This is a genomic window from Rahnella sp. P4_A8, assembly GCF_056402435.1.
Map to the genome: position 1 here is coordinate 18,522 of NZ_JBFUHK010000027.1, position 24,451 is coordinate 42,972.

Annotated in this window: 22 protein-coding genes and 1 pseudogene; all 23 read right to left on the reverse strand. The window is 54.6% G+C overall.

Features of this window, described 5'->3' with window-relative positions; translation table 11 throughout:
- Positions 1-27: 27 nt before the first annotated feature.
- Positions 28-1,335 (reverse strand): ABC transporter substrate-binding protein, encoded by a 1,308-nt coding sequence (locus tag AC1DUO_RS14585; protein WP_013576765.1) that lies wholly within the window; start codon positions 1,333-1,335, stop codon positions 28-30.
- The gene (locus AC1DUO_RS14590; protein WP_015690330.1) at positions 1,328-2,434 is read right to left on the reverse strand and encodes an ABC transporter ATP-binding protein; all 1,107 of its coding nucleotides are present in this window, start codon (positions 2,432-2,434) and stop codon (positions 1,328-1,330) included. Before AC1DUO_RS14590 ends, AC1DUO_RS14585 begins: the two co-directional genes overlap by 8 nt.
- A complete protein-coding gene (locus tag AC1DUO_RS14595) occupies positions 2,434-3,261 on the reverse strand; it encodes a phosphodiesterase (protein ID WP_013576767.1) in 828 nt (275 codons plus the stop codon). Before AC1DUO_RS14595 ends, AC1DUO_RS14590 begins: the two co-directional genes overlap by 1 nt.
- A gap of 11 nt (positions 3,262-3,272) precedes the next feature.
- The gene (locus AC1DUO_RS14600) at positions 3,273-4,172 is read right to left on the reverse strand and encodes a carbohydrate ABC transporter permease (RefSeq protein ID WP_013576768.1); all 900 of its coding nucleotides are present in this window, start codon (positions 4,170-4,172) and stop codon (positions 3,273-3,275) included.
- Positions 4,162-5,034 carry a carbohydrate ABC transporter permease gene (locus tag AC1DUO_RS14605; protein WP_013576769.1) on the reverse strand — a complete coding sequence of 291 codons (873 nt, stop codon included), beginning with the start codon at positions 5,032-5,034 and terminating at the stop codon, positions 4,162-4,164. Before AC1DUO_RS14605 ends, AC1DUO_RS14600 begins: the two co-directional genes overlap by 11 nt.
- 162 nt (positions 5,035-5,196) lie before the next feature.
- A complete protein-coding gene (locus tag AC1DUO_RS14610; protein ID WP_112150859.1) occupies positions 5,197-5,598 on the reverse strand; it encodes a hypothetical protein in 402 nt (133 codons plus the stop codon).
- Positions 5,576-5,914 (reverse strand): polymorphic toxin type 44 domain-containing protein, encoded by a 339-nt coding sequence (locus tag AC1DUO_RS14615; protein WP_225444900.1) that lies wholly within the window; start codon positions 5,912-5,914, stop codon positions 5,576-5,578. Before AC1DUO_RS14615 ends, AC1DUO_RS14610 begins: the two co-directional genes overlap by 23 nt.
- Positions 5,915-5,995: 81 nt before the next feature.
- A pseudogene (locus AC1DUO_RS14620) lies at positions 5,996-6,480 on the reverse strand (Hcp family type VI secretion system effector).
- A gap of 463 nt (positions 6,481-6,943) precedes the next feature.
- On the reverse strand, positions 6,944-7,264 hold the full coding sequence (locus tag AC1DUO_RS14625) for a hypothetical protein (RefSeq protein WP_112150861.1): 321 nt from the start codon (positions 7,262-7,264) through the stop codon (positions 6,944-6,946).
- A 400-nt stretch (positions 7,265-7,664) separates the two neighbouring features.
- The gene (gene rbsK / locus AC1DUO_RS14630) at positions 7,665-8,597 is read right to left on the reverse strand and encodes a ribokinase (protein ID WP_119261920.1); all 933 of its coding nucleotides are present in this window, start codon (positions 8,595-8,597) and stop codon (positions 7,665-7,667) included.
- The gene (gene alsK, locus AC1DUO_RS14635; RefSeq protein ID WP_013576773.1) at positions 8,594-9,538 is read right to left on the reverse strand and encodes an allose kinase; all 945 of its coding nucleotides are present in this window, start codon (positions 9,536-9,538) and stop codon (positions 8,594-8,596) included. Before alsK ends, rbsK begins: the two co-directional genes overlap by 4 nt.
- Before the next feature lie 15 nt (positions 9,539-9,553).
- The gene (alsE, locus tag AC1DUO_RS14640; RefSeq protein WP_013576774.1) at positions 9,554-10,234 is read right to left on the reverse strand and encodes a D-allulose 6-phosphate 3-epimerase; all 681 of its coding nucleotides are present in this window, start codon (positions 10,232-10,234) and stop codon (positions 9,554-9,556) included.
- 38 nt (positions 10,235-10,272) lie between these two features.
- Positions 10,273-11,358 (reverse strand): ABC transporter permease, encoded by a 1,086-nt coding sequence (locus tag AC1DUO_RS14645; RefSeq protein WP_013576775.1) that lies wholly within the window; start codon positions 11,356-11,358, stop codon positions 10,273-10,275.
- Between the two features lie 11 nt (positions 11,359-11,369).
- Positions 11,370-12,359: an ABC transporter permease gene (locus tag AC1DUO_RS14650; protein WP_112150866.1), complete on the reverse strand. Its 990-nt coding sequence runs from the start codon at positions 12,357-12,359 to the stop codon at positions 11,370-11,372.
- A complete protein-coding gene (locus AC1DUO_RS14655) occupies positions 12,352-13,884 on the reverse strand; it encodes a sugar ABC transporter ATP-binding protein (RefSeq protein ID WP_112198232.1) in 1,533 nt (510 codons plus the stop codon). Before AC1DUO_RS14655 ends, AC1DUO_RS14650 begins: the two co-directional genes overlap by 8 nt.
- A 2-nt stretch (positions 13,885-13,886) precedes the next feature.
- Complete coding sequence (locus tag AC1DUO_RS14660) at positions 13,887-14,873, reverse strand: substrate-binding domain-containing protein (RefSeq protein ID WP_013576778.1); 987 nt, start codon at positions 14,871-14,873, stop codon at positions 13,887-13,889.
- Positions 14,874-14,891: 18 nt separating this feature from the next.
- On the reverse strand, positions 14,892-15,749 hold the full coding sequence (locus AC1DUO_RS14665; protein ID WP_013576779.1) for a DeoR/GlpR family DNA-binding transcription regulator: 858 nt from the start codon (positions 15,747-15,749) through the stop codon (positions 14,892-14,894).
- Positions 15,750-16,080: 331 nt separating this feature from the next.
- Positions 16,081-16,824, reverse strand: coding sequence for an SDR family oxidoreductase (locus tag AC1DUO_RS14670; RefSeq protein WP_119261921.1), 744 nt, complete (start codon positions 16,822-16,824; stop codon positions 16,081-16,083).
- 220 nt (positions 16,825-17,044) lie between these two features.
- Positions 17,045-19,918, reverse strand: coding sequence for an aminomethyl-transferring glycine dehydrogenase (gene gcvP, locus AC1DUO_RS14675; RefSeq protein WP_013576781.1), 2,874 nt, complete (start codon positions 19,916-19,918; stop codon positions 17,045-17,047).
- A gap of 109 nt (positions 19,919-20,027) precedes the next feature.
- Entirely contained in the window at positions 20,028-20,414 is a 387-nt protein-coding gene (gene gcvH / locus AC1DUO_RS14680) for a glycine cleavage system protein GcvH (RefSeq protein ID WP_112150869.1), read from the reverse strand.
- A 63-nt stretch (positions 20,415-20,477) separates the two neighbouring features.
- The gene (gcvT, locus tag AC1DUO_RS14685; protein WP_119261922.1) at positions 20,478-21,575 is read right to left on the reverse strand and encodes a glycine cleavage system aminomethyltransferase GcvT; all 1,098 of its coding nucleotides are present in this window, start codon (positions 21,573-21,575) and stop codon (positions 20,478-20,480) included.
- Between the two features lie 452 nt (positions 21,576-22,027).
- Complete coding sequence (ubiI, locus tag AC1DUO_RS14690; protein ID WP_112150871.1) at positions 22,028-23,254, reverse strand: FAD-dependent 2-octaprenylphenol hydroxylase; 1,227 nt, start codon at positions 23,252-23,254, stop codon at positions 22,028-22,030.
- A gap of 17 nt (positions 23,255-23,271) precedes the next feature.
- A complete protein-coding gene (ubiH, locus tag AC1DUO_RS14695) occupies positions 23,272-24,450 on the reverse strand; it encodes a 2-octaprenyl-6-methoxyphenyl hydroxylase (RefSeq protein ID WP_013576785.1) in 1,179 nt (392 codons plus the stop codon).
- Between the last annotated feature and the right edge of the window lies 1 nt (position 24,451).

Below are 24,451 nucleotides of genomic sequence, written 5' to 3' on the forward strand. Positions count from 1 at the left end.
CTCGTAAAGGGGAAGGAGCGAGATCACCTACTTTGGAACAGTCAGTGCCGTTGATTCCACATAAGGTTTCATGATGGTGTCGGCGTCTTTCTGTGCCTGTGCCGCCGCCGCTTCCGGCGTGACTTTCTCATCATTAACCAGCGCCGCAAGCTGATTTTCCATCGCCTGACGCACCGCCACGGTTTCATACGTCGCATACCACGGATAGGCGTATTTCAGCTGCTCCAGCGCAATCGCCGCACGCGGATCTTTCGCCAGATATTCTTTCATTTCCGGTGTGTCATAAGACGCCATACGCGGTGAAAAATAGCCGGTAAAGCGGCTCCAGGCACCGTTCACTTTCGGGCTGACCAGATATTGCAGGAAGGTGTAAGCCGCTTTTTTCTGGTCATCGGAAATGCCTTTAAAACTCACCAGACTCGCCCCGCCGATGGTGACACCGTTACGCACTTTGGCAGGCATCATCGCCACGCCCAGCTCAAAATCTTTAGTATTTTCACGCATAAAGCCCAGTGCGCCGGTGCTCAGCATCGCCATGCCGAGTTTGCCGGAAAAGAACGCCGCGCTGATTTGCTTGGAGTTCAGCACACCCGACGGCATCACTTTGTCGCGGTATACCAGATTCTGCCAGAAGCGCAGCGCGCCCAGGGTGGATGGTTTGTCGTAATACACTTCGCCCGGATAATCGGCGTTGTAATACTGGCCGCCATTGGCGCGGGTCAGTGCCGACAAAATCCAGCCGCCGTAGTCATCGTTGGTCGATGGCAACATGATCCCCCACTGACCTTTCGCCGAATCCGTCAGCTTTTTCGAGTCTTCCAGCAATTCATCCCAGTCTTTCGGCGGCGCGGTAATGCCTGCGTTAGCGAACATCGTTTTGTTGTAATAGAGAATAGGCGTCGAATTATGGAACGGGATTGCGTAAGTGACGCCGTTAAGCTGAGCGTTCTGGCGCATGGCGGGCCAGAAGTTTTGCGTCAGGAACGGCGTGGCTTTCTGGTCGCCGAATTTGAACAGTTCGTCCATCGGCAGAATTTCGTTTTTGATCGCCAGATCCGCCGTGAAGTTAGCGGACATGATCACCAGCGCCGGTGGCTGGCCGGATTTCGCTGCCGCTTCGGCTTTCACTTTGGTGGTGTCATAACTGCCGGTAAATATCCCGCGCACTTCCACATCATTTTGTGACTGGTTAAATTCTTTGATAACGCGGGTCATTTCCATGGTCAGCTTGCCGTCAACCGGTGCAGGGAACATGAAATCGATATTTTCTTTGGCGGACGCCGTGCCTGCGGCAATAAAGCCGATGGCGAGCGCCAGCACAGATACTTTACGCATGATGGTGATTCTCCCGGTGCAGATTCTGCTGGTTTTGGCCTGAAAAAAGATGAAGGTCGTGCAAAGAGAAATACAAAGTAATGCGGTCGCCGGGTTGTGGAATGTCCCCGCTGTTTTCCCGCAACTGGTTTTTACGTACGTAACGGATTTTCCCGAGCGGCGTGTCGGCATGGCACAGATACTCCGCGCCGAGCAGCTCGCGATAGGTCAGCGTCGCCTGCAATTGCAGGCTTTCGCCTTCCACCGGCCGGTCGCTGATGTGTTCGGGTCTGATGCCCAGATACACCTCATCGAGCGCCTGCGCATGTTCAGTTTGCGGCAGACGGACCGGCTGGTTTTCGACTGTCAGCACGCCAGCGGCGCACGGCAGCAGAAACAGATTCATCGACGGGGTGCCGATAAATCCGGCGACAAACAGGTTGGCCGGGTGCGCGTACAGCGTTTCCGGCGCGCCGATTTGTTGCAAATGGCCTTTATCCAGCACGGCGATCCGATCCGCCATGGTCATGGCTTCCATCTGATCGTGAGTGACATAAACGGTGCTGGTTTTCAGTTGCTGATGCAGTTGCATGATGCCGTCACGCACTTCCGTGCGCAGCCGTGCATCGAGATTCGACAGCGGTTCATCCATCAGAAACAGCTTCGGATCGCGCACAATGGCGCGCGCCATCGCAACACGCTGACGCTGGCCGCCGGATAACTTACCGGGTTTACGTTTGAGCAACGGCTCCAGTTGTAATAATCCGGCGACACGATCCACCCGCGCCTGGTGCTGATCTTTCGGCTCATTGCGCATACGCATGCCAAAGGTGATGTTCTGTTCCACGGTCATGTGCGGGAACAGCGCGTAGTTCTGGAAGATCATTGAGAAATTTCGTTCGCGCGGCGACAGCCCGGAGATGTCATTGCCGTCGAGCATAATGCGCCCGTCGCTGACCTCTTCAAGACCCGCCAGCAGGCGCAACAGGGTACTTTTGCCACACCCCGACGGCCCGACCAGCACCAGAAATTCGCCGTCGGCAATCTCCAGCGACAGCTTATTCACCGCCGTGCTGCCTTCAAACTGTTTGGTAATATTTTCCAGACGAATGCCAGACATCATTGCTCATCCGCCGGGCAACTGATTTGCGCGTCATACAGATACGGCCCCGGATATTGCGACAGCGGATGCAGATAGCTGACCAGCCCGGTGTTATCCACCAGACGGTGCATCACGCAGGCCGCCGGTTCGAGGTTATAAAACGGTGCCGGATTGTGATGATAATACGGCACCTGATGCACCGTACCGGGAATGGTGGTGATGATCGCCTGTTTGTACTGGGTGAAAATCAGGCGGTGCGTGTGGCCGCAGAACACGCGAACCAGCGACGGGAAACGGTCGATCAGCGCCAGCAGCTGATCGCCGTTTTCGCAGGAAATCGCGTCCATCTGCGCCGAACCCACTTTCACCGGCGGATGGTGCATAAACACCGCCGTCGGTTTATCGCCGCCCTGCTCCAGCTGACCTTCCAGCCACGCCAGCGTTTCGAGCGTCAGGTACCCTTTCGATTCTCCGGCCAGGCTGGAATCGACAAACAGCAGACGCATCGGGAAATCATCGATGGCGTAACGCATATTTTGCGGGTCAGTACCGAGCTGCGGACACAACGGATGCAGCGCTTCCAGAAACTGCGCTTTGTCGTCGTGGTTGCCGGGAATGATAAACAACGGATAGCGCAGGTTGCCCAGCGTGCGGCGCGCCACCTCATATTCCTGCGGCAAACCGCAGTTAACGATATCGCCGGTGATCACCACCGCATCCGGTTGTTCTTCCAGCGCGTTAAGCTGGCTGACCACTTCGGCGTTACAGCCGTTCACATCGATAAAGTCATACAGTTTGCGGCCGTGGCTGCGAAAGTGCATGTCAGAAATCTGAGCTAAAAACATGGATGACTCCTTTATTTGATGCCCGAGAAGCCGAAGCTTTTCAGGAACTGTTTCTGAAAAATAATGAACGCCAGCATCAGCGGCAGGCACACCATCAGCGTTCCGGCAGTAATTAAGCCCCACTGCCCGCCCGATTCCGCACCCATCGCGAAAGACACCAGTCCGACGGTCAGCACCTGTTTGTCCGGATCGTTAAGCACCATCAGCGGCCACAGGTATTCATTCCAGTGATAGGTAATGCTGACAGTGGCAAAGGCGAGGATGGCGGGCCACGACATCGGGATCAGCACGCGGAACACCACCTGCCACCAGCGGCAGCCCTCCATCAGCGCGGCTTCTTCGATTTCACGGGGAATGCTGAGAAACGCCTGACGCATCAGGAATACGCCAAACGCTGAGGCGAAATACGGCATCATCACGCCGGTCAATGTATTGAGCAGCCCGAACTGTTTGAGGATCATCATGTTCGGCACCATCATAATCACCGGCATGATCATCAGCTGGATCAGCAGCAGGTAGAACAGTGTCTGTTTGCCGCGAAATTCGTGATATGCGAACACGTAACCGGCAGTGGTGATCGTCACCAGCTGAACCAGAAAGGTGCCGAAGGAGAAGAAAATGGTATTGGTGTAAAGCCGCAGCCAGTCGGCGCTGTCCCACGCATCACGGAAGTTTTGCAACGTCAGCGGGAAGCGCGGCAACAGCGAGGCCATATCCGGCGAAAAACTGCTTTCACTGAATGCTGACGACAGCATCCACAGGAAAGGCGCCATCCATAAAAAGGCCGCGCACAGCAGTAAAACCGGCAGTGTCGAACGGCGCGCACCGCGCAATAACATCGATGGCGAACGCACGCCCGCCCGCAATTTTTTACCGGTCATCACCGGCGCTTCAGACGTTTCAACGCTCATAGTGAGCTCCTCTTTCCAGCACACGCAGATTCAGCATCGAAAAACCAAACAGCAACACCAGCGTCAGGAATGTCGCCGCCGAAGCTTTGCCTAAATCATGGGTGTCATTCGCCAGACTCTGGATGTAATACAGCAAGACGGTAGTGGCGTTATTCGGCCCGCCCTGTGTCATCACTGCGACGTGATCTATCTGGGTAATCGAATAAATCAGCGCGATAGTGACCACAAAACTGATGGTCGGGCGCAGCAGCGGCAGCGTGATATAGAAGAAAACCTGCGGGCGCGACGCCCCTTCCATCAGCGCCGCTTCGCGTGCCGAGGCGGGGATCGACTGCAATCCGGCGAGGAAAAACAGCATGTAATAACCGGCGAATTTCCACACGCCGATCACGCTCAGCGCAATCAGCGCACTGTTGCTCATACCGAGATAATTGTTATTCATCGGCCCGAATGCTTTCGCCAGGTAGTAATCCAGCAGCCCCATACCGGGCATGAAAATGAACAACCACAAGGTGGCGGCACTGACCAGCGGGATAATCATCGGGAAGAAAAACGCGGTACGCAGCCAGCGGTTCAGCGAGGTGTTTTCCCACAGCGCAACCGCCAGCAGCAGCGCAAGAATAATGCCGGGCACCACGGTCATCAGGATGTACGCCAGATTATTGAGCAGCGCGCGCCAGAAGACTGAATCCTGGATCAGGCGCAGATAGTTTTGCAGACCGACAAACGGCGGCGCGTCTGACGACAGACGACTGTCAAACAGGCTGTCCGTCGCTGACTGAAATAAGGGGTAATAGGTGAATAAAAACAGAAAAATCAGCGTCGGCAGCAAAATCAGATAAGGGAACAACGTGCGGCGCATTACAGGGTACCGGTCAGCGAAATAAGGTGCCTATCCTGTCCTGCATTTGTGTCAGCCACATGGCGGGAATGTGATGGTTATTTGAATGAAATATGAGCATTGTTACTGAACAAAATAGAGGTCGGGTTTAAGATTGAACGGTAACATGCGGATAAAACCCCACTAAAATGGGGTTGAGTTGAGGTATATAAAGACAGAATCAGATTGGTTGGTAAAACTATAAATAGTTCCTTTAACTGTAAAATAGAGATATCTGCCCTTCAATTGCATTTGGACATTTGAATCTGAAGTAAAAAGAACAGAAGGATAATCTCTGACATCCGCCAGAAACTCTTTCTCTGTTTTTACAGATGGATAAAGATAATATTTATACGTATTTTGGGTCGTTGCACCCGCACTACCTTCAGTCACATAAAGGGTATTAAACTCGCCTATACTTTCCTTTCGTATAATCGTCTGTTCATAAGGTGAAAAATCTAATACCACCTTAATTAAATATCCCAGGAAAGCTATAACCAACACGATGAAAATATATATTTTCCTAAAAACCCGTTCTTTTGGCATAATCAATTCCTGCTCTTATCCATGTCTGATCTTTAGGATCATCCCAATGGGAGTTTGGTCCCTCATAAGAATCCCATTCAGGATCATTTGTACCTGCAAATTTTTGAGCCACGCCAGCACCTCTTAATAAAACACCAGGTGAAATACCTGCTGCTGTTCCTACAGCCCCGTAATGAAAATTCCCGAAATTTTCATATTTTCCACCCAACTGTTTATAGTCCCAGGGTCCATGATTCCTGACCTGATTATAGAAGCATATATAAGTTAATGCAGATGGACCTTTGTGTAAACGAGCCGTCATCATATGATTACTCATAGATATGCCTGGGGGGATGATTGCAGATATATCATAAGGAGGATGTTGATTTACACCTTCTACAGGGTGTCTGGACATAATTTACGCCCTTTCATTCCATGAGTCTGTGAACATGATGTTCCCATCGCAATGTTTCCACGTTATTTTTTCGTAACGGAGTTCAACAACTTCAAGATGATTGTGCTTTTCTTTGGTTGGATCTTTAATATCATGCATCAGCGGGGAAATGCTCACAACCTTAACGCCTTCGATAAATATATTGAAATACTCAACTTCTTGCCCTGCATCATTGATATGATACCATTTAAATTCTGCTGACTTTAAAGTTTGGCCTTTTGAAACCGCTTTATATAAATAAGGTGATGATGAATCAAACTCTTTTTGGAAAATCATCGCAGAATGATTACGCGTTGCTGTAATGCTTCCGGTTAAAGGGTCTGTTGGCAATCGTAAATTATGTGAAACCCTGTGACCTCAATACTACCTTCTCTATTATTTACATCCACAGACCCTTTGATTTCCGCACCGCCGTCATCTTTCAACCATAAACAAGCTGGAATTGCCATTTAAATATCCTTATTGAAATAATAAATTCACCATACAAACACTACCTCTTTGTAATTTAAAAATCAATCGCCTGACACAGTAATGCTTTCGCTTAACTATATGCAATAATAACCATCATCAAATTTAATATAATAAATTTTTATCTAAATTGAGAATATCTTTATTAGATCCCAGCCAATGCCTCCGCATTGATTTTGGACGTGTGAGTAAATTGTTATATATATGGTTAAAATAAAGTTGTAATAACGTTCAAGATAAAATCTGGAAGATGTCTCGCAGGAATAACGCAGTCGGCGCCCTCCCCTGCGAAGGGGAGGGTTGGGGTGGGGTATTAAAGCAAAATCAAAAAGTTGAAGTGTGCTTTGAAAAGAGTTAGCCCTTAAAACCCCCTCCCGGCCTCCCCCTTCGCAGGGGGAGGAGCAAAGAAAAACCCGCAGCTTTTGCATGGGGATGAGCAAAAGATTACCCCCCCATTTTCGCTTTCGTTAACGCAATCCCCGCCTTCTCTGACAACTCAAACAGTGCCGGAAGCAGATGCGCAGAGGCTTTCAGATAGGCGCTCACCTGCGAAACGCCTTCCGGCGGCAACAGTTCGCTATTTTCCAGCCCTTCACTCAGGCACAGCAAACCCTGGCAAAGCCCTTCAGCGGATTCAGACGCGACAGCGCCGAGATCGTAAAGCTGGGGATCGGTGAAATGGCTCAGATCCAAATCGGCAATCAGGGCACGGAAAACGGTGAGGGAATTTTCGGGATGGGTGGTTTCGGTAATTGAATCGGTCATTTTAAAGTCTCGAGTAAATTATGTTTTGCCCCACACGAGACGCTAACCTCGGGTGGTGGCTCAGACAGAGTTAGCGTTACCGGACTCGAAAACCGGCGCTTCTGAGAAGCCCCTGCCTGAACCACCATAATTTACAGGTGACTCAAAACCTGCGGCATTATGCCACAGTGCAATCGAGTAAATCTGATCCAGAACGCTAATTCTGACTACGGTTCTTCCGCAGCGAAGCGACTATATTCCTGCCATTTTTCGAATGAAATGAGCTGGATGGAATTACAGGAAGTTACTTTGAAATCTGGAAGATGTCTCGCAGGAATAACGCCGGTCGGCCCTCTCCCAACATCCCCCTTCGCAGGGGGAGGAGTAAAGAAAAACTCGCAACCTTCGCAGGGGTCCTGCTTCAAACCACCACAACTCCCATCCTCTCACGCGCTTCTTCGTATGTCGGCATCGATGCCGCCGCGCCTGCTCTTTCCACACAAACCGAGGCGTAGGCGGATGCGAACTGCGCGGCATCCGGGAGTGTGGCTCCGGCGGCGAGTTGGGAGGCCAGCGCGCCGTTGAAGGCGTCACCTGCGCCAGTGGTGTCGACCGGGGTCGCCGGACAGGCATGGATAATCTGCGTTTCGCCGTTGACTGAAAGCAATGCGCCCTGCGTGCCTAACGTGATGATCAGTGCCTGGATCCCTTTAGCGTGCAGCGCGTGGGCGGCGCGTTGGGCAGAGGGAATATCGCGGACTTCAATACCGGTCAGCAGCGTGCATTCCGTGGCGTTCGGCGTCAGTAAATCAACCTGCGACAGCAGATGGTCGGAAACCGGCTGGAACGGCGCGGGGTTGAGGATAATGTAGGTGTCATTTTCCTTCGCGATGCCGATCAGTTTTTCAATCGCAGGTAGATTGTTTTCGAGCTGCGTCAGCAGGATATCAGCGGCGGCGACGGCAGGACGGCATTGTTCGACTTCTTCGTCGGTGACCGTCAGGTTGGCGCCCGGATCAACGGCAATCATGTTTTCAGCATCGGCTCCGGCGACATAAATCAGCGCGTTGCCGGTCGGGCATTCGCTGGTGGAAAACAACGTGACGGCGTCGAAACCGGCGCTGTCGAGATGGCGGCGGGCAAACATGCCGAAATCATCGCGACCAACTTTACCGATGTAATGCACCCGCGCACCGGCACGCAGTGCGGCGACCGCCTGGTTGGCGCCCTTGCCGCCCGCGCCCATCATGCTGTTGCGGGCAATCAGGGATTCCCCCGGTTTGGGGAAACGCGCCATGCCTGCGACGATATCGAGGTTGAAAGACCCAAATACGCATACCTTGCCTTTGTTCATGCCTCTCTCCTGAAGGAAAATGTTCCGGCGGCCAGAGCTGGCTGCGACGGAAAAACGCGCTGTGCGGCTAAACAAGCGCCACGACAACCAGTCTCGTCGGTGACGGCGCTGAAATGAATGGTCAGACCGTTCGCCGGATACGGGCTGCGTAAATGGCTGCGTAACTGTTGTTCCAGTTCGGCCAGCGGGAAGTTTTCCATCGCCAGCACGCCACCGCCCAGCACCAGATATTCGGGATCCAGAATGTTCATTTCGCTGGCGACGGTGCGCGCCAGTCGTGCCACAAATTCGGTTAAATCCACATGCCCCGCATGACGTACAAACAGGTCGGCGAACGGCGTTTGCGGCGCATGTTGCCGCGCCCAGCCGGTCAGCCAGTTGCCGGACGTCAGCGTTTCGACGCAGCCGGTTTTGCCGCACGGACAAAGCAACGGATTCCCCGCCAGCGGGATGTGCCCCAGTTCGCCCGCACCGCCGTGCGCGCCGTGGTAAAAATCACCGTGGATCCACAAACTGTTGCCCAGCCCGGTGCCGAGATACAGCCCGACGGCGACGTCCGGCAGTGCGCTGTGCTGGGTTAAATCCCACCACATCAGATGGTTAACGTCTTTGTCCATCGCCACCGGCAGGTGTAAACGTTGCGAGAGCAGCGCCGCCACCGGCTGATTATCCAGCGCGGAGATAAACGGCAGCGACAGCACGGTCTGGCGGTCGCGGGACAATATGCCCGGCAGCCCGAGCATCACCTGCGCCACCTGATTATGCGGGTCCTGTTCCTGCAAATACGCCGTGATCAGGTTTTCCAGCCCCTGTAACGGATCGGACTGCCCCGCCCAGCTTTGGGTCGGGGTTTTGTGGTAGCCGCGAAAATTTTGCTGGCTGTCCATCAGCATTAAACGGGTATTGGTGCCCCCGACATCCACTCCAAGAAAGTGYGGCATACGGCTCTCCTGCCCTCAGGCTGCGTGACGCGCCTGACGCATCTGATCGAGCATTTTGTCCCAGGCAACATCCAGATCGTTGTCCAGCGTGAACAGGCCGGAACTGCCGACGATCAGCACTTCCGCGCCCGCGCCCATCAGATCCTGATAGGTGCGCAGGTTGCAGGATCCGTCGATTTCGATCAGATAGCGGTAGCCTTTCTGCTGTTTGAGATCGCGCAGTTGCGCGATTTTCCCCAGCATTTCAGGGATAAACGGCTGACCGGCATAGCCCGGATCGACGGTCATCACGGTGATTTTATCCAGCAGATGAATGTAGTGCTGGATGTATTCCACCGGTGTCGCGGGGTTGAGCACCACGCCGACTTTTTTGCCCAGCGAGCGGATCTGATTAATGATGCGGAACGCGTCGCGGTTAATGGTTTCGGCGTGCGGACAGATAAAATCGGCACCGGCAAGGGCTATTGGCTCGATAAAGTCAGCCGGGTTTTCCACCATCATATGCACGTCCAGAACCAGCGGCGTATGCGGGCGGATCTGCTCAATAAAGAACGGCGACAGCGTGATATTTTTGACGTAATGCCCGTCCATGATGTCAATGTGCAGCATGTCGGCGCGACGGTTCAGCACCTCGAGTTGCTGTTTAATGTCGATCAGGCTCATGCACATCAGCGACGGAGAAATTTTGTATTCCATGATGTTTTCCTAAGTCAGAGGCAATTTTAAAAAACTGTTTAAGGTTGAGCCGCCCGCGCTTTGGCAGCGCTCATTCGCCCCGCCCTTTTTTGCAGATAACGGCTGCGGAAGAATTTCAGCGCCAGCACCACGATCAGTACCGCGCCCCACATCGCCAGGCTGAAATGCGGGCTGACGTTCATCAGATTCAGGCCGGTGGAAATCACCTGCAGGACAATCAGCGAGAGCACCACGCCCGCGACTTTGCCGAAGCCACCGTTGGGATCGGTACCGCCGAGGATGATGGCCAGCACCGTCAGCAGCAGATACGAGTCGCCGTAGCCCATGCGCGCCGAGTTGAAACGCGCCATCATAATCAGCCCGGCAATCACGCATAACATGCTGGAAATCACGTAGATGGCGATCAGCACGCGGTGGGTATTCACGCCGCTGAAATGGGTGGCGTTGATGTTGCTGCCGCTCATGTAGATGTATTTACCGAGGCGGGTGCGTTCTAAAAACACCGCGATTAAGGCTGCAGTCAGCAGGAAGATAATCAGCGGAACCGGCACGCCGAGCAGGGTTTCCGCGCCGATAAAGCGCACGATGTCCGGCATACCGCTGATCGCCGCACCGCGTGAAAGGTAGATGCCGACGCCGTTCACCATGGTCATGGTCGCCAGCGTCACCAGAATCGGATGGGCGCCGACATACGCCACCAGCGCGCCGGTCAGCATGCCAATCACCAGCGCCAGAATCATTGCGCCAACCAGCGCCAGCGTCAGCCACACCGCCTGCATCGCCATGCTGGCATCCGGCGGCAACCAGGTGAGAAACACCCATGCCATCAGTAAACTGGTCAGGTTAGCGGTGGCGATAATGCACAGGTTCAGACCACCGCTGAGGATCGGGATAAACATCGCCAGCGTCAGTAAACCGAGTTCCGGCAACTGGAAGGCGACGCTCATAAAGGTGGCATCACTGAAAAACCGCCCCGGCATCGCCAGGCTGAAACCGATGATCACCACCAGCAATAACAGCGATAATCCCAGCGTGGTGTTATCTATTTTCAGGGAAGCGATTTTCAGGCGAGGCCGCGTATCGGGCTTCGCTTTAAGACTCACATTTCTGCTTTTTGCGAACATAGCGGTTTTCCTCAGGCGAAGCCGACTTCGGTTTCTTTGCGTTTCTTGTAATGGGTGACGGTGATGGCCGCGACGATCACCACGCCGATAACGATATTCATGAAGTAACTGGAAACGCCGATCAGGTTGAGGCCGTTTTTCAGCACGCCAATCAGGAACACGCCCATCAGGGTGCCGACCACGCTGCCTTTGCCGCCGTTGAGACTGGCACCGCCGAGCACTGCCGCCGCCAGTACATCCAGCTCGCCGCCGACCAGTGCATTCGGCACCACTTCACCGACGCGATACACCTGCACCAGCCCGCCAATCGCCGCCATCGCGCCGAGATATCCGTAGGCAAAAAGATGCAGCAAACCGACGCGAATACCGATACGGCGTGCGGATTCCTGGTCACCGCCGACCGCAAATAACTGGCGTCCGAGATGGGTTTTGTTAAGCAGGATCCAGCTCAGTCCGGCGACCACTAACATCACCACCACCGGCAATCCAATCTGATAATGCTGCTCGCCGACGCTGAACGGCAGCACACGGATTGGCGTCGTCAGCCAGTCCGGCAGGTCGTACAAACTGGTGCCGTTGGTCAGCCACATCAGCATGCCGAACAGCAGCGACTGCATACTGATGGTGACGATGATCGACACGATGCGCAGGCAGTAGATCAGAATCGCGTTGATCATCCCGAGCACCGTGCCGATGGCGACCGCCAGTAAAATGCTGCCGGTCGGGCTGCTCAGGCCGTAGTGAATCGCCAGCGTGGCGATGAGGTACTGCACGACAGAAGCCACGGCGGCGAACGAAATATCGATTCCGCCGGTGACCAGCACCACGAACAGACCGAGGGCAAAGATGCCGCTGACGGCGTAGCTTTCGGTCAGATCCAGCAGGTTCTGTAAAGTCAGAAACTGGTTGGTGAGTAAGGAAAAGGTGACGATCACCACCAGCAATACCCAGGCTAAATAACCTTCGTTGCTGGACGGGCGTAACCGGCTGAGCTTAAGCATTGACCGCCTCCGCAAGTTGTTGCTGGGTAATCGCGCCCGGCAGATATTCGCCAACCACCGTGCCTTCACTGAAATGCAGCACGCGGTCACAGTTGAAATAGACTTCCGGCACTTCGTCGGAAATCAGCAGGATGGAAATCCCCTCTTCCGCCAGTTGGTGGATCAACTGATAAATGCTGGCTTTCGCGCCGACATCGACGCCGACCGTTGGCGAATCGAGGATCAGGATTTTCGGCTGTGTCAGCACCCATTTCGCGAGGACGATCTTTTGCTGATTGCCACCGGAAAGGGTGGAAATCGCCTGTTCGGGACTGGCGACTTTGACGCCGAGTTTTTCGATCCACTGCTGAATGATCTTGTTTTTGCGGTATTCGTCGATCAGATGAAAACGGCTGCGCAGCTGATCCATGATCGCCAGCACGGTGTTGTCGCCCACCGATTGTTGCTGGATCAGGCCGAGCGTCAGGCGATCTTCCGACACATAACCGACGCCGGATTTGATCGCGTCTTCATGGCTGCGAAAACGCACCGGCTTGCTGTCGAGGTAGATTTTGCCGCTGTCGGGTTTGGTCATGCCGAACAGACTGAGTGCCAGTTCGGTGCGGCCGGAACCGAGCAGACCGCATAAACCGAGCACTTCTCCGGCATGCAGTTTGAAACTGACGTCGTGATACTGGCCTGCGCGGCTGAGTTTGTCGGTTTCCAGCATGATGCGTTCGTCATTCATGTTGGCGGCTTTCAGGCGGTAATCGAGTTTCAGGCCGGTCATCAGTTCGGTCAGGCGTTCGCTGCTGACTTCAGAGGCCGGGAATGTGCCGACCTTTTTGCCGTCACGGATCACCGTGACGCTGTCGGAAATCTCCAGCACTTCATCGAGGCGATGGCTGACGAACACCACGCTGATGCCTTTGCTTTTCAGATAATGCACGGTGCGCAGCAACTGATTCACTTCGGTGCGGGTCAGCGAGGCCGTCGGCTCATCCATAATCACTAACCGCGCATCGGCGACCAGTGCACGGCAAATCGCCACCTGCTGGCGCTGGGCAATCGGCAGCGCCGAGACTTTGCTGTCGAGATCCAGCGTGTAATTCAGTTCAGTCAGAATGCGCTGCGCGGTTTTCCGCAGGCGCGACGGGCGATACCAGCCCATCAGCCCTTGTAAGTTGTGGTCGAAGGCGATGTTCTCGAACACGCTGAGGTTCGGGAACAGCGACAAGTCCTGATAAATCACCTGCACGCCAAACTGACGTGCCTGATCCGGAGAGAGTTTGCTGAAACTCTGGCTGCCCTGCGACGGCGAGCTGAGCGTGATCTGGCAACCGTTGTCCGGCTGATAAACCCCCGAGATCACTTTGATCAACGTACTTTTCCCGCAGCCGTTGGTGCCCGCCAGGCAGTGAACTTCGCCCTGCATCAGCCGCAGGGAAATGTCGTTGAGTGCACGCTGCCCGCCAAACGTCACCGACAGGTTTTGCACATCAATCAGCGGCGCGTTCTCTGTTTGAATGATCTCGGAGATTGCCATGATTACAGCCCCATTTTGACCAGTTTCGGCAGGTTCGCTTTGTCCAGGCTTTCGGTTTCGTTGCCCAGAATGGTGTGCGTTGCTTCATCGACTTTCACTTTGCCCATGCCTTCAATGGTCATGCCGTCAGTGATTTTTTCGCCTTTCTCCAGCTTCTCGGCGATGCGCACAAAGACTTCACCCGCGACCATCGGGTTCCAGATAAAGCCGCCTTTGATGGCCCCGGCTTTCACCAGACTGGCGCCCTGACCCGGACTGAATGGCCCGAACACACAGATGTCGTCAGTTTTGCCACGGTTAAGCACCGCGCGGCCTGCGCCAATCGGGCCTTGCGAGCCGATCGCCAGAATGCCTTTCAGGTTGGCATCTTTGGACATCAGGTCGTTGGTGGTACGGATGCTGTCATCAAGGGATTCGCCGACACCAAATTTGTCGCCGACCAGATGCATATCCGGATAATGTTCTTTCTGGTAATTGATGGCGGCATCAGCCCATTTCTGATGGAGTGGGACGGTAAGACTTCCGACGTATACCGCGTAATCGCCTTTCTCTTTCATACACTGCGCCAGCGCGATCATGTGATTAATGCCGTGCTGCGTGGCATCGACCATTTCGAAATCCCAGTCGGCATATTTCTGATCCGGCGATTCATGCACGATGACTTTGATCCCGGCGTCGTGAGCACGTTTCAGTACCGGCTCAAGCACGCGGGCGTCGTTGGGCACCACGCCGATCACATCCACTTTCTGGGCGATCAAATCTTCAATCGCACGCACCTGTAACGCCGGATCCGCACTGGTCGGCCCGACCTGCCACGCGTCAATCCCGCGTTTGGCCGCTTCGCTTTTGATCCCGGCTTCCATCGCGTTGAACCAGGCGTTACCGCCGACTTTCACCACCACGCCCATGCGAATTTTGTCGGCGGCGTGCGCAGACAGGGACAACATGGCTGTGGCGAACAGGCAGGCAAGAACGGATTTCTTGATCATGTTTACTCTCCTGGGAGGTCAGTTATGTGCCGCAGCTAACGGGCCGTTGCGGCTGTTTTTAGTTTTTTTCTGTAGGGGTGACGGAGAAACTTCAATCACGTTAACGTTGCTCCAGGCCAGTTCCTGGCGGAATTCTTCATCCTCCAGATGGTCTGTTATCAGTGTGTCGATTTCCCGGTAGTGGCAGATCCGCGCAAAAGAGCGGCGGCCGAATTTGCTGGAGTCAGCCAGCAAAATTTTGTGCTCGGAGGAAAGCAGCATTTGCTGTTTCAGCCGTGCGTGATGCTCGTTACTTTCACGGATACCGCCTTCGTGGCTGATGCCGTGACAGGAGAAAAACAGTTTGTTGATGACGAACTCTTTCAGCATTTGTTCAGCCAGCACGCCGACAAAATCTTCATACTTCGCCGAGTATTCGCCGCCCAGTCCGATCACCCGCACGTTAGCTTTCACCGCCAGCGTCTGAATGATGTGCACCGAGTTGGTCAGCACCACCAGCTGAATGTCAGGCAACTGGCGCGCCAGAAACCAGCTGCTGGAACTGCTGTCGAGCAGCAGGCAATCGCCGGGATTGATCAGCTGTAACGCCCGTTTGGCGATACGCGTTTTGCTGTCCGGCGACTGATTGCTGCGGTCACGAAAGGATTCACCCTGTTCAATCTGCGACGGCACATAGGTTTTTTCTGCCGCCGAATGTTCTTTAAACACCGCGCCGCCATGGCTGCGTAACAGCACGCCACGCTTTTCCAGCAGCGCCAGATCCCGCCGCGCGGTTTCCAGCGAGATGCGGCATAACTGCGCCACTTCCTGCACAAGAATGCGTCCGCGCTGGCTGAGAATTTCGGTGATATATCGATGTCGCTCTACTGGCAGCATGTGGTGATTCCTCTTTCCCGATGTCAAATAGGATACGCAGCCGGATGTTTATGGAATGCGCAGTGCCTCAAAGGCGACTGTGCGCATTTTTTGCCACAATCGTCCTGTGATAGTTGTCACGAAAAGGTGAGAAAAGATGAAATGTTAAAGTTTGGATCTGTGGTGGGAACGGCATTAAATCGTCATTTGCGTTGCAACAGAACAGCAACAGATTTGCAAACGGTCACAATTCCTCGTGCAATTTAATGACCGTTAATGACCGGTTGTGTGGATTTGACCGTTTTGGGGGAGTGAACGGGGAGCGAACCCCGCTATCAATGATTTACGCTGACTATCTGCCGCCAGCCAGATCGAGAAAGCTGCCGGTGGCGTAAGAGGCGGAATCCGACAGCAACCAGGCAATCGCCTGTGCGACTTCTTCCGGCTGACCGCCGCGCTGCATCGGCAGATTGGCTTTCACGCGATCGACCCGCCCCGGCTCACCGCCACTGGCGTGCATTTCGGTGTAGATCAGACCCGGACGCACACAGTTAACGCGGATACCGTACGCCGCCACTTCCAGCGCCAGACCGGTTGTCAGGGTATCCACCGCACCTTTCGATGCCGCGTAATCGACATATTCACCCGGCGCACCTAAACGGGAAGCCGCCGAGGACACATTCACAATCGCCCCGCCTTTTCCGCCATGCCGGTGCGACATGATTTTCACCGCCTCGCGGCAGCACAGAAAATACCCGGTCACGTTAGTCGTCAGCACTTTGTTGATACGTGCAGCAGAGAGATTTTCAATGGTCGTCTGCTGGAACAAAATCCCGGCATTATTCACCAGCGCGGTGACCGGGCCGAGTTCGTTGCTCAGCTGTTTGAACATCGTGACAACCTGCGCTTCATCGGAAATATCAGCCTTCAGCGCGATGGCTTTGCCACCGGACTGATGGATTTCATTGATGACAGATTGCGCTGCGGTTTCGTTATTCACGTAATTCACACCGACGGCGTAACCCTGCTGCGCAAGAAGAAGAGCCGTTGCACGGCCGATACCGCGACTGCCGCCGGTGACGAGAGCGATTTTCATGAGTGTAAGATTCCATTGGGGGAAATGAGGAAAGTGCTTACTCCTCCCCCTGCGAAGGGGGAGGCCGGGAGGGGGTTTTAAGGACTAACACTTTGACAAAGCTAACTTTAATTTTTGGATTCTGACCTTAATACCCCACCCCAACCCTCCCCTTCGCAGGGGAGGGAGCAGCCCGAGTTTTTTACTCCTCACCCTTCTCAGCGAGGAGCAGATCGGCGTCTTACTCGTAATCTGACATCGGTACACACGAACAGAACAAATTCCTGTCCCCGTACACGTCATCCAGACGTTTCACCGTCGGCCAGTACTTGTTGTCGTAACCGGCCGGGAATACCGCCACTTCGCGGGTGTACGGATGGTTCCAGTCGCTGACCAGCTCGTTCTGCACGTGCGGTGCATTCACCAGCGGGTTGTCTGCCAGCGGCCATTCGCCTTGCGCCACGCGGTCGATTTCACTGCGGATTGCCAGCAGCGCATCAATGAAGCGATCCAGTTCCACTTTGCTTTCTGATTCGGTTGGTTCAACCATCAGCGTACCGGCCACCGGGAAGGACATGGTCGGGGCATGGAATCCGTAGTCGATCAGACGCTTGGCGATATCCATTTCACTGATACCGGTCGTCTCTTTCAGCGGACGAATATCCAGAATGCATTCGTGCGCCACACGACCATCACGGCCGGTATACAGCACCGGATACGCGTCTTTCAGACGGGTCGCGATGTAGTTCGCATTCAGAATTGCCACCTGGCTGGCTTGTTTCAGACCTTCCGCGCCCATCATGCGGATATACATCCAGCTGATTGGCAGGATGGAAGCACTGCCGAACGGTGCCGCAGAAACCGCGCCGTTTTGCGTCAGCACGCCGTCAATCTGCACCACGCTGTGACCCGGAACGAACGGCGCCAGATGCGCTTTCACCCCAATCGGACCCATGCCAGGACCGCCGCCGCCGTGCGGGATACAGAAGGTTTTATGCAGGTTAAGGTGCGAGACGTCCGCGCCGATGTAACCCGGCGTGGTAATGCCGACCTGTGCGTTCATATTCGCGCCGTCGAGGTAAACCTGACCGCCGTACTGATGCACAATCTGGCAAACTTCGCGGATAGTTTCTTCGTAAACGCCGTGCGTTGAAGGGTACGTCACCATGATACAAGACAGCTCATCGCCCGCTTTCGCCGCTTTCTCACGCAGGTCGCTCAGGTCGATGTTGCCCTGTTTATCACACGCAACCACTACGACGGTCATGCTCGCCATCTGCGCGGAAGCCGGGTTGGTGCCGTGCGCTGAACTTGGGATCAGGCAGATGTGACGACCGCTTTCGTTACGGCTTTCGTGGTAACGACGGATGGCCAGCAGACCCGCGTATTCGCCCTGCGCGCCGGAGTTTGGCTGCATGCAAACTGCGTCGTAACCGGTAAGCTGAACCAGCCATTGTGACAACTGACCAATCATCTGCTGATAACCGCCAGCCTGTTCTGTCGGACAGAACGGGTGCAGATCGGCAAATTCCGGCCAGGTTATCGGGATCATTTCTGCCGCAGCGTTCAGTTTCATGGTGCAGGAACCCAGCGGGATCATGGCCTGATTCAGCGCCAGATCTTTTTTCTCCAGACGGTGCATATAACGCATCATCTCGGTTTCGCTGTGGTACTGGTTGAATACCGGATGGGTCAGGATCGGATCCACACGCAGCATAGCAGCAGGAATGGAGTTGCTGTCGGTCGATGCCGCCTTGTCCAGTTTGTCGATATCCAGACCGTTGTCGTCACCCAGCAGGGCAGCGAACAGAACCTGAACGTCTTCGCGGGACGTGGCTTCGTCGAGGGTGATACCGACTGCGCCGTGAATGTCAGTACGCAGGTTCAGACCGAAACTCAGCGCGCGTTCCAGCACGGCGGCTTTGTCTTTGACTTCAACAGTCAGCGTGTCAAACCAGGTGTTATGACGCAGCGTCAGGCCACCCTGTTTCAGGCCAGCGGCCAGAATGTCGGTCAGACGGTGAATACGTGACGCAATGCGTTTCAGGCCTTCAGGACCGTGGAATACCGCATACAGACTGGCAATATTCGCCAGTAAAACCTGCGAGGTACAAATGTTGGAGTTGGCTTTTTCGCGGCGGATATGTTGCTCGCGGGTCTGCATCGCCATACGCAGTGCAGTTTTGCCTGCGGCATCACGGGAAACCCCGATGATACGGCCCGGCATGGAACGTTTGAATTCGTCTACACAGGCGAAGAATGCCGCGTGCGGACCACCGTAGCCCATCGGCACGCCAAAGCGTTGCGCGGAACCGAAGACCACGTCTGCGCCCTGCTTGCCCGGTGCAGCCAGCAGCACCAGCGCCATAATATCAGCGGCAACGCTGGTAATAATTTTGCGGGATTTCAGTTCGCCCAGCAGCGCGGTGTAATCGTGAACTTCACCGGTGGTGCCAACCTGCTGCAGCAGCACGCCGAACACGCCTTCCAGCTCGAGCACTTTTTCGGCTTTATCAACGATGATGTCAAAACCGAAGGTTTCCGCGCGGGTGCGTACCACATCCAGCGTTTGCGGATGCACGTCGTCTGCCACGAAGAAACGGTTGGCATCTTTGAGTTTGCTGGCACGTTTTGCCAGCGCCATCGCTTCGGCTGCAGCAGTCGCTTCATCAAGCAAAGAAGCAGAAGCCAGATCCAGCCCCGTTAAGTCTAAAGTCAGTTGCTGGAAGTTCAGCAGCGCTTCAAGACGGCCCTGTGATACTTCCGGCTGATACGGCGTGTACGCGGTGTACCAGCCCGGATTTTCCAGCATATTGCGCTGGATAACCGGCGGTGTCAGCACCGCGCTGTAACCCATACCGATGTAGGATTTATAGCGTTGATTCTGGCTGGCAATGGCTTTCAGCTCAGCCAGCGCCTGATGTTCCGTGACGGCATCACCGACAGCCGGCGGGCCAGGTAACTGGATATCGACCGGAACGATCTGCTGGATCAGCGCATTTAAAGAATCCGCACCGACCGTCTCCAGCATCTGTTGCTGCTGCTGAGAAGACGGACCGATGTGGCGGCCGATAAAGGCTTCGCTGTGTTCGAGTTGGCTGAGAGTCTGAGTCATTTGCTACGCATTCCTGAAATCTGCTGGAGGTGTCTTGGGATACTGACAAAAGCTACGGGTCTGGAACTGCCCCGCAAGCGGGTTGCGGGGCGGGTAATGCAATGTGTAATTACTCGTCGATGGACGCTGAGTAGGCTTGTGCATCAAGCAGCTTGGCCAGTTCGCTTTCGTCTGACGCTTTAATCTGGAACAGGAAACCGGTGCCGTATGGCTCGCTGTTGACCAGCTCCGGAGAACCTTCCAGTTCGCTGTTAACTGCAACGATTTCGCCGCTAATTGGAGAGTAAATATCTGACGCCGCTTTGACGGATTCAGCCACGGCGCAATCTTCACCGGCGGCAACTTCACGGCCGACTTCTGGCAGATCAACGAAAACCATATCGCCCAGTAACTCCTGTGCGTGTTCGGTGATGCCTACGGTATAAACGCCGTTGCCTTCTGAACGTATCCACTCGTGGGAGGATGCGTATTTCAAATCTGCTGGAACATTGCTCATGTTACTTTCTCCAAAAAAAGTGCTTAATTCAGCGTTAACCGGATAATTTTTATCACGAATTCGTTACTGCACCAGCGGTTTGCCGTTACGGACAAAACCGGGTTTGGTGACTTTTACCGGCATTTCACGGTTGCGGATCTGCACAATGGCATTTTCGCCAATGCCTGCCGGAACGCGTGCCAGTGCAATACTGTAGCCCAGCGTCGGAGAGAATGACCCGCTGGTGATCACGCCTTCCAGCGTGTTGCCCGCGCTGTCGGTGAATCGCACCGGCAGTTCGTTACGCAATACACCTTTCTCGGTCATCACCAGGCCGACCAGCTGTTCGGTGCCCTGCTCGCGCTGTCTTTCCAGTGCGTCACGGCCAATAAAGTGACGGTCTTCCGGTGTCCAGGCGATGGTCCAGCCCATGTTGGCCGCCAGCGGCGAAACGCCTTCGTCCATTTCCTGACCGTAGAGATTCATACCGGCTTCCAGACGCAGCGTGTCGCGCGCGCCCAGACCGGCGGGCTTCACGTCTGCTGCCAGCAATTTCTGCCAGAAATCCGCCACCTGCTCTTGCGGCAGCGCGATTTCATAACCCGCTTCGCCGGTATAACCGGTTGTCGCGATAAACAGGTCGCCGGACTGCACGCCAAAGAACGGCTTCATGCCCGCGACAGCTTGTTTTTGCCCGGCGGTAAACAAGGTTTCCGCTTTTTCTTTCGCCTGCGGCCCCTGTACAGCGACCAGCGCCAGATCATCACGCACCGTCAGTTCAACAGCGTACGGTTCTGCATGCTGCGAAATCCATGCCAGATCTTTCTCGCGGGTAGCGGAGTTAACCACCAGACGGAAATAATTTTCGTTGAGGAAGTAAACAATCAGGTCGTCGATCACGCCGCCGGACGCATTGAGCATACCGGTATAGAGCGCTTTGCCGGGAACGGTGAGTTTGGCGACATCGTTCGCCAGCAGGTAACGGAGGAATTCACGGGTACGGGCACCGTGGAGATCGACAATGGTCATGTGCGAGACGTCAAACATACCGGCATCCTGACGCACGATGTGGTGTTCATCCAGTTGGGAGCCGTAATGCAGAGGCATCATCCAGCCGTGGAAATCGACCATACGCGCACCGCACGCAACATGTTGTTCATAAAGCTGAGTCTGCTTAACCATCTTATTCCTCATTTGAATACAAATGCATAAACGGCACACCACGTAAAAACCCAAAATCATTCGTGTTAGATCAAGGCGGCAACTGAGTGAATCCCCGGGAGCATACATAAGTATGTGACCGGGGTTCGCGAAGGAAGCCAACGCGGAGATAGCTCGAATGATGACGGGATTTTGCGTGGTGGCGCAAACGATACCCTTGCTCGAACTTACCACTGAATCTCCCTGCTAACCATAAGTTAAAATATGCAGAGCAGAATGAATGTCAGTGATCTCACAAGGGCATTGTGCAGAGTTTTTGACTGGTAAACTGGGGTTTGTGGCGCAAAATCTACAAATAAACATCAAAAGTATCGATGTTATATAACGACAAGGCCGGATTTCTCACCATTTGCAGAATGAGAAATCCGGCCCCGGATTAGAAAATGTAATGGAAAAATTGAGCTAAAATTAGATTATTTCAATCGAAGCGAATCGTCCCGTAACCATTCCGGTAAATCATTCAGCCCCATTGCCTGGCGGACCAGTTTCGGCTTCACGCCCGGCAGGGAATCCGCCAGCGTCAGGCCAATATCACGCAGCAGTTTTTTGGCCGGATTGTCACCGGCAAACAGTTCGCGGAAGCCCTGCATCCCGGCAAGCATCAGCGCAGCGCTGTGTTTACGACGACGCTCGTAACGACGCAGGTACATGTGCTGGCCGAAATCTTTGCCTTCTTTTTGCAGGCGTTTGATTTCGGAGGCCAGTTCTGCGGCATCCATAAAACCTAAGTTGACACCCTGCCCGGCCAGCGGATGCACGGTGTGTGCCGCATCGCCCACCAGCGCCAGACGTTGTCCGGCAAAACTGCGGGCATAACGGCCGGTCAGCGGAAAGGTCACGCGATCGCTTTCTACGGTACAAATACCCAGACGCAGGTCAAAGGTACTGGCAAGGATTTTGTTGAACTCTTCCGGCTCAAGCGCACTCAGGCGCTGCGCTTCATCCGGTGACACTGACCAGACGATAGAAGACAGATGTGCATCCGCCAGCGGCAGAAATGCCAGAATACCTTCGCCGTGGAATACCTGCCTTGCGACAGACTGGTGCGGTTCTTCAGTGCGTATGGTCGCCACCAGTGCATGATGGCGATAATCCCAGAAGGTCAGCGGAATATCGGCGTGCTTACGCAGCCACGACTGTGCGCCATCCGCGCCGACCACTAAACGCGCGCTGAGCTGACGTTCATCACTCAGGGTAATGAAGGCTTCATTTTCTCCCCACGCCACATTTTTCAGTGTTGCCGGTGTGAGCAATGTGATGTCGGAAGATTTTTCCGCACGTTGCCACAAGGCGCGGTGGATCACCTGATTTTCAATAATATGGCCCAGATGGCTGAAACCGTATTCTTCGCCGCGGAACGCGATTTTGCCGAAGCTGTCGCGATCCCAGACTTCCATCCCCTGATAGGCATTGGCACGCTGCGCAATAATGTTGTCCCAGACGCCGATATATTTCAGCAGACGTTCACTGGCAGCATTGATCGCTGAAACCCGCAAGCCAGGCTGTTCCGGCAAGGGCGTATCAAGATCCGGCTGCTGATTTTCCAGTACGGCAACACGCAGACCGCTGCCCTGTAATCCGCACGCCAGCGCCAGACCAACCATTCCGCCACCGGCGATAACCACATCAAAAGATTGCATAATTTTTCCTGTAGGGATTAACGGTCAACCCAACCTAACGTTCTGCGAGTGAAAGCATCGCGTAATGGCGTAATGCCTTCCATCGCCAGTAAACCGAGATTGCGCCCGACCATTAACGGCAGCCAGCGGTTGGCAAAGAGGTGGATCAAGCCATCGGTAACGCCGACGGTTGCCTGCTGATCGGGCTGACGGCGCTGCTGATATTCACTCAGCACGCGGTAACTGCCGACATCGGCACCTTGTGCAGCAGCATTAGCCAGTGTTTCCGCCAGCGTCATGACGTCACGCAGACCGAGGTTAAAACCCTGTCCGGCAATCGGATGCAGCGTTTGCGCCGCGTTGCCAACCAGCGCCAGACGGTGGCTGATGTGACTATTGGCTTGCTGTAATTGCAGCGGATAACTGAACCGTTTACCGGCCTGCCGGAAGGTGCCCAGTCGCCAGCCGAAAGCTTTTTGCAACTCACTGAGGAACTGCGCTTCGCTCCAGTGATCAATCTTGCCTTTCGCTTCGCGCGGATGACACCAGACCAGTGAACTGCGGCCATCGGACATCGGCAGCAGTGCCAGCGGACCGTGTTGGGTGAAACGCTCGAAAGCACGATTGTGGTGCGGCTCGCTGGTCGCCACGTTGGCGATGACGGCAATCTGGCCATAATCTTCACGCTGCCAGCCAATATTGCAGGCTTTTGCCAGCGAAGAATGCGAACCGTCAGCGGCCACCAAAAGCTGTGCTGTCAGCGTTTGACCGCTGTCGAGCGTCACGCTGGCGGAATCTTGTGAACGCGCGACATCCATAACTTTCGCCGGACAATGCAGCGTGACGCCGGGTGCATTTTTCAGCATCGCAAACAGGCGCTTACCGACTTCATGCAACTCAACCACCTGCCCCAGCGCCTCGACGCCATAATGCGCGGCATTGAGATTCACAAAGGCCGCGTGACCACGATCGCTGACATGGATATCACGGATTGGCGTGGCGATTGCCGCCAGGGCAGACCAGATCCCCACCCGCGATAATTGCTGGCAGGTTCCCTGTGCCAGCGCAATCGAGCGGGCATCAAAGCCCGGGTGTCCGTGATGTTCCGGCGCAGTGGCTTCCACCAGATGCACCGCCAAACGTCCCTGCGTCAGCGAGGAAATCGCCAGCGCCAGCGTGGCACCGGTCATGCCGCCGCCAACAATTACGATGCTCATA

Excerpts from the sequence above, each read along its gene's own strand:
- AC1DUO_RS14595 (WP_013576767.1), bottom strand. The coding sequence starts at position 3,261 with ATGTTTTTAGCTCAGATTTCTGACATGCACTTTCGCAGCCACGGCCGC.
- AC1DUO_RS14610 (WP_112150859.1), bottom strand. The coding sequence starts at position 5,598 with ATGCCAAAAGAACGGGTTTTTAGGAAAATATATATTTTCATCGTGTTG.
- ubiI (WP_112150871.1), bottom strand. The coding sequence starts at position 23,254 with ATGCAATCTTTTGATGTGGTTATCGCCGGTGGCGGAATGGTTGGTCTG.
- gcvT (WP_119261922.1), bottom strand. The coding sequence starts at position 21,575 with ATGGTTAAGCAGACTCAGCTTTATGAACAACATGTTGCGTGCGGTGCG.
- AC1DUO_RS14655 (WP_112198232.1), bottom strand. The coding sequence starts at position 13,884 with ATGGCAATCTCCGAGATCATTCAAACAGAGAACGCGCCGCTGATTGAT.
- AC1DUO_RS14660 (WP_013576778.1), bottom strand. The coding sequence starts at position 14,873 with ATGATCAAGAAATCCGTTCTTGCCTGCCTGTTCGCCACAGCCATGTTG.
- gcvH (WP_112150869.1), bottom strand. The coding sequence starts at position 20,414 with ATGAGCAATGTTCCAGCAGATTTGAAATACGCATCCTCCCACGAGTGG.
- alsE (WP_013576774.1), bottom strand. The coding sequence starts at position 10,234 with ATGGAATACAAAATTTCTCCGTCGCTGATGTGCATGAGCCTGATCGAC.
- AC1DUO_RS14670 (WP_119261921.1), bottom strand. The coding sequence starts at position 16,824 with ATGAAAATCGCTCTCGTCACCGGCGGCAGTCGCGGTATCGGCCGTGCA.
- AC1DUO_RS14600 (WP_013576768.1), bottom strand. The coding sequence starts at position 4,172 with ATGAGCGTTGAAACGTCTGAAGCGCCGGTGATGACCGGTAAAAAATTG.
- AC1DUO_RS14645 (WP_013576775.1), bottom strand. The coding sequence starts at position 11,358 with ATGTTCGCAAAAAGCAGAAATGTGAGTCTTAAAGCGAAGCCCGATACG.
- AC1DUO_RS14585 (WP_013576765.1), bottom strand. The coding sequence starts at position 1,335 with ATGCGTAAAGTATCTGTGCTGGCGCTCGCCATCGGCTTTATTGCCGCA.
- rbsK (WP_119261920.1), bottom strand. The coding sequence starts at position 8,597 with ATGAACAAAGGCAAGGTATGCGTATTTGGGTCTTTCAACCTCGATATC.
- AC1DUO_RS14590 (WP_015690330.1), bottom strand. The coding sequence starts at position 2,434 with ATGTCTGGCATTCGTCTGGAAAATATTACCAAACAGTTTGAAGGCAGC.
- AC1DUO_RS14625 (WP_112150861.1), bottom strand. The coding sequence starts at position 7,264 with ATGACCGATTCAATTACCGAAACCACCCATCCCGAAAATTCCCTCACC.
- AC1DUO_RS14605 (WP_013576769.1), bottom strand. The coding sequence starts at position 5,034 with ATGCGCCGCACGTTGTTCCCTTATCTGATTTTGCTGCCGACGCTGATT.
- AC1DUO_RS14650 (WP_112150866.1), bottom strand. The coding sequence starts at position 12,359 with ATGCTTAAGCTCAGCCGGTTACGCCCGTCCAGCAACGAAGGTTATTTA.
- AC1DUO_RS14615 (WP_225444900.1), bottom strand. The coding sequence starts at position 5,914 with ATGAGTAATCATATGATGACGGCTCGTTTACACAAAGGTCCATCTGCA.
- AC1DUO_RS14665 (WP_013576779.1), bottom strand. The coding sequence starts at position 15,749 with ATGCTGCCAGTAGAGCGACATCGATATATCACCGAAATTCTCAGCCAG.
- gcvP (WP_013576781.1), bottom strand. The coding sequence starts at position 19,918 with ATGACTCAGACTCTCAGCCAACTCGAACACAGCGAAGCCTTTATCGGC.
- ubiH (WP_013576785.1), bottom strand. The coding sequence starts at position 24,450 with ATGAGCATCGTAATTGTTGGCGGCGGCATGACCGGTGCCACGCTGGCG.